Here is a 10870-nt window from a genome sequence, read left to right on the forward strand (position 1 = left end):
TCGTCAATTTCACTTGCATTCATTTGAGCGAGGATAGGGATATCCTTCAGAGCCTCTTCTTTTCCAGCAGAAATGGACCTTGTCAGTTCTTCCATTGAGAATGCCGTTAACCACTTAACCATGCCTCTATCCTGGTAGTCGTTGTACTCTTCAAATACTTTCTCTGTTCGCTTTCTGGTTTCCTTTATCATACTTTCACCTTCCTATAGCACTGCTAGTCTGTTTGTCTGGATTTAAATCCTTTATATTCCCAATTATACGAACGTACGTTTGTTTTTGTAAAGCGAACACGCTAAATATTTACAAATGAAGGTTAGAATCTCGTATTTCAGTGCATTGTTAGATTAGCATACTTCCTTGATACCGCGTCGCTATCGACTCGGTATATCTTTTTGTAAATTCAGAAAAGAGTAGTTGACAAATAATGTTTACAAGTGTAAATTATAAGCATAGAAACGTTTACGTCTGTAAACGAATAACAGGGAAGAAGGGGTAAAAATGAAGACAGGAACGTTAACTCCCCATATAACTGATGCCGAATGGGAAGTCATGCGTGTTGTTTGGGCAAACCATCATGTCACGAGTAAGGAAGTTATTTCGATCCTGGAAGATAAGATGAACTGGAAGGCAACCACCATCAAAACTCTGTTGGGTCGTTTGGTTGAAAAGGGCGCGTTATCGACTGAGCAAGAGGGGAAAAAGTTTATCTACACGGCACGTGTTGCTGAGGAAGTTACTGTCCGAAACTACACAGGCAATATTTTCAGCCGTATTTGCAACAAAGATATAGGACATGTGATTGGGGAAATAATCAAGGACAACGTATTGAGCTTTAATGATATCCGCTACTTGGAAGAGATTTTGGAAAAGAAAAGAACTTCCGCTGTGGAAGAGGTTAGCTGCCGATGTCTACCTAGGCAATGTCAGTGCAACCTACACCAACATGGAAAATAGGGAGGAAAAGCAAAAATGGAGAATAAAGTATTCAGTATAGACGGCATGACCTGTGCGTCCTGTGCACAAACTGTAGAGAAAGCTGCTCAGAAATTACCAGGAGTAAAGACTGCGAACGTTAATCTCGCAACCGAAAAAATGAATATCCAGTTTGACAGTTCAGCATTGACGGAAGCAGACATTCAAAAAGCAGTGGCAGATGCAGGATACACTGCAATTTCTAATACGGTTAAGAAAACATTCAATATTGAGGGGATGACATGTGCTTCATGCGCCCAGACGATTGAAAAGGCAACTCAGAAACTACGAGGAGTAAATCTTTCCTCCGTAAATCTGGCCACGGAGAAACTGGTAGTGGAGTATGATCCGGGTATGGTGAACCTTACCGATATCATAAAGGCGGTTATGGATTCAGGTTATGAGGCACATGAAGAAGTAGCAACTGCTGATACGGTAGACCAGGATAAAGAAAAAAAACAGAAAGAAATCAAGAGTCTCTGGAACAGGTTTCTAATATCCGCGCTATTTACAGCTCCGTTACTCTATATCGCAATGGGGCATTTGGTAAATGCGCCCCTTCCTGATTTCATTAACCCGATGATGAACCCGGAAGCCTTTGCTATCGTTCAACTCGTTTTGACACTCCCTGTGGTTGCGGTAAACAGTAAAATATATCGCAATGGGTTCAAGGCATTGTCTAAAGGGCACCCTAATATGGATTCGCTGATTTCTCTAGGAACTAGTGCAGCTTTCCTTTACGGGGTATTTGCAACAGTGATGATTTTCCGTGGAGAAGTAGCCTATGCCAATGAACTGTACTATGAAACGGCAGCTGTTATTTTAGCTTTAATTGTCCTAGGGAAATATCTCGAGACCTTAACAAAAGGAAAAACTTCTGAAGCCATTAAAAAACTTATGGGATTGGCACCTAAAACCGCACTGGTGGTACGAAACGGAAAAGAGTCAGAGATTTCCATTGATGAAGTGGTGGTTGGCGACATTATCGTTGTGAGGCCAGGTGGGAAAATGCCGGTAGATGGCGTGGTTATCGAAGGATTGACGTCGGTAGATGAATCCATGCTCACAGGTGAAAGTATCCCCGTGGAAAAATCTGTGGGAGATGCTATTATTGGTGCGAGTATCAACAAAAATGGGACGATTCGGTACAAGGCGACAAAAGTGGGAAAAGACACTGCGCTGTCCCAAATTATCAAGCTAGTGGAAGATGCCCAAGGATCCAAAGCCCCTATTGCTAAGATGGCTGATATCATTTCCGGGTATTTTGTTCCGATTGTCATTGCGATTGCAATTCTTTCCGCGATAGCGTGGTACTTTGCTGGTCAAACAGGTGTATTCGCCTTGACTATAGCCATTTCGGTACTGGTGATTGCGTGCCCATGCGCGCTTGGTCTGGCTACTCCCACAGCGATTATGATCGGGACAGGAAAAGGTGCAGAGCATGGCGTGCTATTCAAGAGCGGGACAGCGTTGGAGACGACCCATAAGCTGAACACCATTGTGTTCGACAAAACGGGTACGATAACAGAAGGGAAGCCAAAAGTAACGGATATTATCACCGCTGAAGGGATTTCCGAAACGGAATTACTGACTCTTTCTGCTTCCGCCGAAAAAGGCTCGGAGCACCCACTTGGTGAGGCAATCGTGAATAGCGCAGAAGAGAAGGGCCTAGCATTCTTGAAAACAGAAACGTTTAATGCTATTCCAGGACATGGGATTGAAGTGACAATCAATGGCCAACACCTCTTGCTCGGAAACAAGAAGCTGATGGACGAAAGGCATATTGGTCTGGGAAATTTGGCATCTGCCTCCGATGCATTAGCAAGCCAAGGTAAGACGCCTATGTACATTGCAAAGGATGGTAAAATCGCTGGAATCATTGCGGTAGCGGATACTGTAAAAGAGAGCAGCTTACGTGCCATCAAGAAGCTGCATAAGATGGGAATCGAAGTAGCCATGATCACCGGAGACAACAAACGGACCGCTGAGGCCATCGCCAAGCAAGTGGGCATCGATCGGGTGTTGAGCGAAGTCTTACCAGAAGATAAAGCTAATGAAGTGAAGAAGTTGCAGGATGAAGGCAAAAAGGTAGGGATGGTTGGCGACGGAATCAATGACGCTCCAGCTCTTGCCCAGGCAGATGTAGGGATTGCAATCGGTTCGGGTACGGATGTAGCCATAGAATCAGCAGATGTCGTCTTAATGCGGAGTGATCTCATGGACGTACCTACTGCTGTTGAATTGAGTAAATCCACCATCCGAAACATTAAAGAAAACTTGTTTTGGGCATTCGCGTACAACATATTGGGTATCCCCTTTGCGATGGGTGTTGTTTATGCATTTGGAGGTCCTCTGCTCAGCCCGGTTATTGCAGCAGCAGCAATGAGTTTCAGTTCCATTTCTGTTTTGTTGAATGCATTACGTTTAAAGGGATTTCAACCTTCTGTTATGAAATAAAAACTGAGGATGGTAGAATGAGGATGGAGTTAACTATAAGTTTATCTTGTTTCAAATGCTTAAACATAATAGCGGAAAAGACAAAAAAATTCCCTGCAGTGGAGAGCGTGTCTATTGATGAAAGCAAGAAAATTGCACTCGTTCAAGGTAATAAAACGAAGCAAGATGAGTTTCTGGGAGCATTATCCGATATTCCCTATCTTTTAAGGGAGATCAATGAAGCGGAGAATTGCGACTGTTGCACACAACCCCATTTTAGTTTTCATTAATAGTTGACTGACGGTTGAAACATTTCTTTCAAAAAAGGATAAAGAGAAATTTAATAATAAAAAAAAGAAATGAGGAAAAATTTATGAAACAAGAAGTATTCGTAGAAGGCATGAAATGTGAAGGTTGCGCCAAGGGAGTAAAAGAAAAATTCGAATCCATAAAGGGAGTAGAATCAGTGTCTGTTGATTTGAAAGGCAAAAAAGCTACTATAAGTACACGATCTGTTATTGATAAAGCAACATTTGTCGCAGTTTTAGAGGACACAAAGTATTCAGTAGTGGAGTAAGGTAGTTTAAAAATTTTGTAAGTTAGGTAATTTTTTGTATTCAGATTCTATTCGGGGAGCCTCAGTTTTTATCCTTCATGAAGAAACAGGGAGAACAGCTGAGGCTCATTCTTTAATCGAGGTAAGAGGAGGATAAGTTTATGAACAACAAGCAACAGAACGGTTCGAATAAACCAACGGACCACAGCAAGATGGACCATAGTGCGATGGACCATAGTCAGATGGATCACAGCAAGATGGATCATAGTCAGATGGATCACAGCAAGATGGATCATAGTGCGATGGATCACAGTGAAATGGATCATGGCGCAATGGGAGGGCATGCCCACCACCATCACGGTAGCTTTAAGGAGATTTTCTTGAAGTCACTCCCATTAGGAATTGCAATCTTACTCATTACTCCTTTGATGGATATTCAGTTGCCTTTCCAAATTATCTTTCCTTATGCAGACGTTGTAGCAGCTGTATTGGCAACAATTCTATACATTTATGGCGGAAAACCATTCTACATGGGTGCGAAAGATGAGTTTAATTCAAAAGCTCCAGGCATGATGTCCTTGATTACTTTGGGAATAACGGTTTCTTATGCCTATAGTGTTTACGCAGTGGCCGCTCGATATGTGACCGGAGAACATGTCATGGACTTCTTCTTTGAGTTTGCAACGTTACTTTTAATCATGTTATTAGGACACTGGATTGAAATGAAGGCATTGGGTGAAGCAGGGGATGCGCAAAAAGCTCTAGCAGAATTATTGCCAAAAGCCGCTCATGTTGTTTTAGAAGATGATTCGATTGAAACTCGTCCTGTGTCTGAACTTCAGGTTGGAGATGTTATCCGTGTTCAAGCAGGAGAAAATGTTCCAGCTGATGGTATCATTATTCGCGGAGAATCCCGTGTAAACGAGGCCCTCTTAACAGGTGAATCTAAGCCAATCGAAAAGAATGTTAAAGATCAAGTCATTGGTGGATCAACAAATGGTAGTGGTGTCCTATATGTAGAAGTAACAGAAACAGGGGATAAGTCCTTTATCTCACAAGTACAAACATTAATTAGCCAAGCACAAAGCCAACCATCTCGAGCAGAGAATGTGGCTCACAAAGTAGCTAGCTGGTTGTTCTACATTGCCGTTGTAGTATCTTTAATCGCTCTAATAGTCTGGATGATCATTGCGGACCTACCCACAGCCGTTATCTTTACTGTGACTACGTTAGTTATTGCCTGCCCACATGCTTTGGGTCTTGCTATTCCCTTGGTAGTATCACGTAGTACTAGTTTGGGTGCAAGCCGAGGATTACTGGTTAAAAATAGAGAAGCTTTGGAATTAACTACTAAAGCGGATGTTATGGTATTGGATAAAACAGGTACTTTAACAACTGGTGAATTTAAAGTGTTGGACGTCACTGTTTTGAGTGATAAATATTCTGAAGAAGAAATTACAGGCTTGTTGGCGGGTATAGAGGCGGGCTCCAGTCACCCGATTGCCCAATCGATTGTGAACCACGCTGAAGCGAAAGGCATTAAGTCAGTTTCCTTTGACTCCATTGAAATCGTTTCGGGAGCAGGAATAGAAGGGGAGGCGAACGGCCACCACTATCAATTAATCAGCCAAAAGGCATACGGAAAAGCATTGCGTATGGATATTCCGAAAGGCGCTACTTTAAGTATCCTTGTAGAAAATAATGAAGCAATCGGCGCTGTCGCATTGGGAGATGAACTGAAAGAAACCAGCAGAAACTTGATCGAGGTGCTGAAAAAATACGGAATTGAACCACTCATGGCTACTGGTGATAACGAGGAAGCTGCACAAGGAGTTGCAGAAGTTCTAGGTATTCAATACCAAGCCAATCAATCTCCGGAAGATAAGTACAAGCTGGTCGAGTCCATGAAAAACCAAAACAAGACGGTTATCATGGTGGGAGACGGGGTCAATGACGCACCTTCCCTTGCCTTGGCAGACGTAGGTATTGCAATCGGAGCTGGAACGCAAGTAGCTTTGGATTCTGCGGATATTATCCTTACTCAGTCTGATCCAGGGGATATTGAATCCTTTATCGAGTTAGCAAACAAGACGACACGTAAAATGAAACAAAACTTGGTATGGGGAGCAGGCTACAATTTTATCGCGATTCCAATTGCTGCTGGCCTCCTTGCTCCTATCGGCATTACCTTGGGTCCGGCCTTCGGCGCCGTCCTCATGTCCTTATCGACCGTTATTGTTGCGATCAATGCCATGCTTTTGAAATTAGACCCTAAATAAAACGAAGCAGGAACGAAAAAAGCACTGGCTGGTTTGACCCCCTTCCAGAATCGAGTCAGACCAGCCAGTATGCTGTATAAGGAAAATCATAGATCGATAAATTTTCGATAAAAACAGGGCTCCCATGCTTTCGATGGAGAGCCCTGCTTTTCTTATGAACCATAACCTTTTTAATCAACGGCTTGGGGCAGAGATTCGATATTTAGTAGTGAAGTACCCCAGGATTAGGAAGACTTCGATTAATCCAAAGGCCAAGAGGAAACTGTGCATAAAGAACTCCGCCGGCAGCGCTAAGATGATGGGATCAGTTGCGGGATTAAATAGCCAAGCATCATTGTTAAAGAATACCTGATGGAATAGCACAAACAGCACATCAAAGTTGATCAATAGAGCCAAAACAACACCCAGCGGAAGCAAGATTCCCCACTGGAAGTATCGAAGAAGTCGCCAGTATTGCCCTTCTCTGTTTAGATACTGCATAAACCAGAAGGAGCCTATCCCTGAAGTAATCAGAATCAGGTAGTCCAGCATAAACAACTTCTTCACTTCAGTGAAGTGGAATAACCCGCTAACTGAGCTAGGGAAATCCGGCATATCCAGTTTCGCTATCCAAGGGGTATTCAGGTAATCTAGCAGAATACGATAGTTCTTTAAGATTTGCTCTTTGGGCAAGTCTACATATTCCGATATATTCAAGTAACCAATGTCAAACGAGTAGAGGAAGGTAAAGTTGATGGTTGCTGCCACCGAAAGGGATAAGATGAAAAAGGTAATGAAAATAAACCCTGAAACTTGAATGATTTTCTGCTTCAATGTGGAATGGCCCTCACAATTCATTTTGATTTATTTTTGATTTTACTACGTTCAATTCCTCTTTTAACCGTTTGTTTTCAATTTCCAACTTTTTCTTGTCTTCCGATTCGGGATTCGCATGACCATGTCCTTTATGATTATGTCCGCCATGCATACCCGGCATAACAAACATCATGAGTATGTGCCCTGCCACCATCAAAACAATAAATAAGATTGATTCCATGTTCAACTCTCCTTATATTTTTTCGCCAATGCCACAACTAACAAGTCAGTAAATCAATGGACGATAGATTAAAAAATTACGAAGAACCCAATTCAATCAGTGAAACGAATAAGATTCAGGATAACTTTCTAAGATAAGAATAGAGTAAAACTATGTGGATTTTATGGAGATTAACAACTCCATAAAACCTACATAATTCCTTGGTACAGTCAAATAAGCAAAAGAAAGGGGCAAATTTTGCCGACATTTAAGGAGGATACATGAATAGGAAGCAGATGTTCAGGATTTTAGGAATTCCCACGCTTTTAAGTTTACTGGTGGTACCTTTGGATGTGAAAGCTGATACGCTGGAAGAGCTCAATCAACAAAAAACGGAATTGGAAAGCAGAATCCAAGAATTGGATGAGAATTCTTCAGGGCAACAAGAGCTATTGGACACATTGGAGGCAAAGAAAGAGCAACTTGGGGTTGGAACAATCACCCTGCAAAAGGAAATCGACAAGCTCACCCTACAATTAGTTGAACAGCAGGGGAAATTGCAAAGTTCTGAGGCAAAAATAAAGGAATTAAGTAAAGAAGCAGAAACGCTGGAAGAACGGATTGAACTAAGAGGGGAAAAACTTAAAGTGCAAGCCAGAGCCGTCCAAACAGATACAAATCCACGTACTCTCCTGGAAGCAGTTATCAACTCGGAGAACCTTGCGGAAATGATAGGGAACATAGGCTTAGTAAATTACATTATGAACATCAACAAGGAAACACTCGTCCAGCAGAAAAATGACAAAATGGATCTGCTGGAGAAAAAGCAGGCAGCTGAGGAAGAGCAGGAAAACCTCGAAATACTGAGTGCGGAAATCCAAGTAGCCAAAACCAATTTGGTGACACAGAAAGCAGGGCTGGAGAATCAAATCGAGCAGCTAGCCCAAGAGTATGATCTTACGGTGGAACAAAAAGAAGCGATTGCTCAGGAGCAACAGAATCTTGCCGGAACGGTAAGCACCCTTTCAGAGCAACTGAAGGAGGAGCAACGCCGGATCGCTGATGAAGAAGCGGCCCGACAACAGGCTGCGCAAGAGGTCGCGGTTGCAATGGCAGGTGAAATTGTTCCAGAAAGCTTCTTCGAAGAAAGTAAGGTAGTGGAGTATGCCTCTGCGGGGGAACCCCTGCCTGAAGCGAAGATCGTTACCGCGTCTGGTTTCATTCGTCCGAGTAATGGGATCGTAACAGATCCTTTTGGATACAGAATCCATCCTCTTACAGGGGAGTGGAAATTGCATGCGGGCATGGATTTTGCCGGATCGGGACCGATTGTCGCAGCCCAGGGGGGAACCGTTCTAGTAGCCGGGTACCATAATTCATGGGGCTACTACGTGAAAATCGACCATGGAAACGGACTCCAAACTTTATACGCTCACATGGAAGCGGGCAGCCTTCGGGTTGCTCCCGGACAAAAAGTATCCCAAGGACAACAATTGGGGATAATGGGAACAACGGGGGATTCAACAGGTGTCCACCTGCATTTCGAGGTTTATGAGAATGGGGTTCAGGTTGACCCAGAACCTTACTTGGGATTGTAAAAGCACTATAAAATAAACGTTTTTTCTTATAAGGAGGAAAGTATGGAAACAATAGTAGGAACAATTGATCGCGTAGCTTTCTCATTTGGCCCATTCACCGTCTACTGGTATGGGATTATCATTGGGGCTGCTATGCTATTGGCAATCTCCTTGGCGTCCAAGGAGGGCACGAAAAGAGGCTTAGGAGAAGATACCGTTACAGATATGACAATGTGGGCGATTCCCATTGGGCTGATTGGAGCCAGAATCTACTACATTCTCTTCGAATGGCAGTACTATCTGCAAAATCCGGGCGAAATCGTCCAAATCTGGAATGGTGGAATTGCCATTTATGGGGGGTTGATTGCAGGGGGATTCACTGTCTATTGGTACACCAAGAAAAAGAGGATTCCCGTTGCCTTGATGTTGGATGTGCTGGCTCCCTATGTCCTTTTGGCCCAATCCATCGGTCGATGGGGCAACTTCACTAACCAGGAAGCACATGGTGGAGAAGTGACTCGAACATTTCTGGAGAACTTGTACCTTCCGAAGTTTATCATTGATCAGATGCAAATTAACGGTGTGTACTACCAGCCCACCTTCCTCTACGAGTCATTATGGAGTCTCCTCGGATTTGGCGTAATCATTGCCTTGCGAAACCGCAAGGGTTTGTTGCGGCAAGGCGAAGTGGCCCTCAGCTATATCATCTGGTATTCAGCGGGCAGATTCTTCATAGAGGGCCTGCGCACGGATAGTTTGTGGATTGGTGATTTCTTGCGGGTGTCACAGGGATTGTCCTTGCTCTTGTTTGTGGGTGCGATTGGTATTTGGATTTACCGGAGAAGGGATTATCCGCCCAAAACCTACTATCTAGAAGGATGGAACCTCAAAGGAGAAAGAGATTGAAGTAAAGACGGATAACAGGAAAGAGTGTGAGTGGCATGTCGAGTTATTGGAATCTGCTGAATCATGACGGATTGGGATCCTTAAGATTGATGGGGTTGCTTTGGATTGTAGTGCTGTTTATGGTGGCGTACCTCATTCTCAAGATTCTTTCCGATCGAACAGATAGTCGAATTGCGAATGAGACCTCTTTGGAACAGATTCAAAAAGAATTTGCCAGAGATAATATTACGGAAGCAGAGTACTTGAAGAGAAAAAAACAGTTAGAGTAAACGAGAGAAAAAGGGGGAGAATCATGATTAAAAAGTATCGCAGAATGGTGAAACCTTTTGATATCATTATTGTGTCTTTTCTGTTTGTTCTATCTTTTTTACCGACAATGATCTTCGCCGTTGAAACTGCGCACATAGAAAAGAGCAAGCTGTATGCAGTTATCTCGTTCAACGGCGAGGAAGTGGACCGCTTCCTCCTGACCGGAAATGAGAAACAGCGGCTTATCACCTACTATCCTGCTCCCGGGAAGTATAATATTATCGAAATTGATGGGGAGCGGATTCGTGACAAATCGGATAACAGCCCCCAGCAAATCGCCGTGAGGACAGGGTGGATCCAATCACTTGGACAAACCAGTCTAAACTTACCCCACCGCATGCTAATTGAGATTGTATCCGATAATCCGACAGAGGCGGAGATTGATGTCCTTGCACGATAAGAGAATAGACCACTGAAAGAAGTACTCCAACCCTATTTAATTAGTTGGAGTACTTTTTTACACCACTTTACAACTTTTCACGCCCTTCAGGGCATAAAAATACAAACAACCCCAAATTTTTTGTATGATTGATTTGGAGAAAAAACCAACAAAAAAGGGGTTGTTTGCTATGAATCAATTATATCAAAAAGGCATGACAATCAAAAGTTTAAGAGTTTATTTCGAGCCCTATTTTGCCGGAACGCCCCGACCGACTGCGAATAAAACTTTCTTTTTTCTTTTGGCAATCATTTCGATGCAAGGGATTCAATCTGTCCGTTTTTTGTACACTTGGTTTTTGAAGAGGATAGATACCTCTGGTTTGAACTCGTATTACTATCTCCTGTCTCAAGGGAAAATATCCCGATCTCTATTGAATCA

At 43.0% G+C, this 10870-nt stretch carries 10 protein-coding genes and 2 pseudogenes; 9 read left to right on the forward strand and 3 right to left on the reverse strand.

Annotated elements, in window-relative coordinates; translation table 11 throughout:
- Positions 1-191 (reverse strand): annotated as a pseudogene (locus BMX58_RS14130) (hypothetical protein); the annotation flags it as partial.
- A gap of 307 nt (positions 192-498) precedes the next feature.
- On the opposite strand from BMX58_RS14130, the gene BMX58_RS14135 reads away from it, so the two are divergent.
- The 4 genes from BMX58_RS14135 (at position 499) to BMX58_RS14155 (ending at position 6243) form a co-directional block, all read left to right on the forward strand.
- Positions 499-954, forward strand: a complete 456-nt coding sequence (locus tag BMX58_RS14135; RefSeq protein ID WP_068624654.1) for a CopY/TcrY family copper transport repressor — start codon at positions 499-501, stop codon at positions 952-954.
- Positions 955-969: 15 nt separating this feature from the next.
- A complete protein-coding gene (locus BMX58_RS14140; RefSeq protein WP_068624655.1) occupies positions 970-3429 on the forward strand; it encodes a heavy metal translocating P-type ATPase in 2460 nt (819 codons plus the stop codon).
- Between the two features lie 352 nt (positions 3430-3781).
- Positions 3782-3985 (forward strand): heavy-metal-associated domain-containing protein, encoded by a 204-nt coding sequence (locus BMX58_RS14150; protein WP_068624659.1) that lies wholly within the window; start codon positions 3782-3784, stop codon positions 3983-3985.
- A gap of 191 nt (positions 3986-4176) precedes the next feature.
- Positions 4177-6243 (forward strand): heavy metal translocating P-type ATPase, encoded by a 2067-nt coding sequence (locus tag BMX58_RS14155; RefSeq protein WP_093088879.1) that lies wholly within the window; start codon positions 4177-4179, stop codon positions 6241-6243.
- A gap of 174 nt (positions 6244-6417) precedes the next feature.
- Here BMX58_RS14155 and BMX58_RS14160 read toward each other — a convergent pair whose 3' ends face one another.
- Both BMX58_RS14160 and BMX58_RS14165 read right to left on the reverse strand, forming a co-directional pair.
- On the reverse strand, positions 6418-7005 hold the full coding sequence (locus BMX58_RS14160; RefSeq protein WP_068624692.1) for a TIGR01906 family membrane protein: 588 nt from the start codon (positions 7003-7005) through the stop codon (positions 6418-6420).
- A 64-nt stretch (positions 7006-7069) separates the two neighbouring features.
- Complete coding sequence (locus BMX58_RS14165; RefSeq protein WP_068624662.1) at positions 7070-7279, reverse strand: adhesion protein; 210 nt, start codon at positions 7277-7279, stop codon at positions 7070-7072.
- A 260-nt stretch (positions 7280-7539) separates the two neighbouring features.
- Between BMX58_RS14165 and BMX58_RS14170 the strand changes: the two genes are divergently transcribed.
- The 5 genes and pseudogenes from BMX58_RS14170 to BMX58_RS15100 all read left to right on the forward strand — a co-directional run.
- Entirely contained in the window at positions 7540-8856 is a 1317-nt protein-coding gene (locus tag BMX58_RS14170; RefSeq protein ID WP_068624664.1) for a peptidoglycan DD-metalloendopeptidase family protein, read from the forward strand.
- Positions 8857-8898: 42 nt separating this feature from the next.
- Positions 8899-9741 carry a prolipoprotein diacylglyceryl transferase gene (gene lgt, locus BMX58_RS14175; RefSeq protein WP_068624666.1) on the forward strand — a complete coding sequence of 281 codons (843 nt, stop codon included), beginning with the start codon at positions 8899-8901 and terminating at the stop codon, positions 9739-9741.
- A 35-nt stretch (positions 9742-9776) separates the two neighbouring features.
- On the forward strand, positions 9777-10010 hold the full coding sequence (locus tag BMX58_RS14180) for an SHOCT domain-containing protein (protein WP_068624668.1): 234 nt from the start codon (positions 9777-9779) through the stop codon (positions 10008-10010).
- A gap of 23 nt (positions 10011-10033) precedes the next feature.
- Positions 10034-10450, forward strand: coding sequence for a NusG domain II-containing protein (locus BMX58_RS14185; RefSeq protein ID WP_370684631.1), 417 nt, complete (start codon positions 10034-10036; stop codon positions 10448-10450).
- A 169-nt stretch (positions 10451-10619) separates the two neighbouring features.
- Positions 10620-10870: pseudogene (locus BMX58_RS15100) on the forward strand (IS701 family transposase); the annotation flags it as partial.

The sequence above is a fragment of the Trichococcus ilyis genome (assembly GCF_900109135.1).
Classification (GTDB): domain Bacteria; phylum Bacillota; class Bacilli; order Lactobacillales; family Aerococcaceae; genus Trichococcus; species Trichococcus ilyis.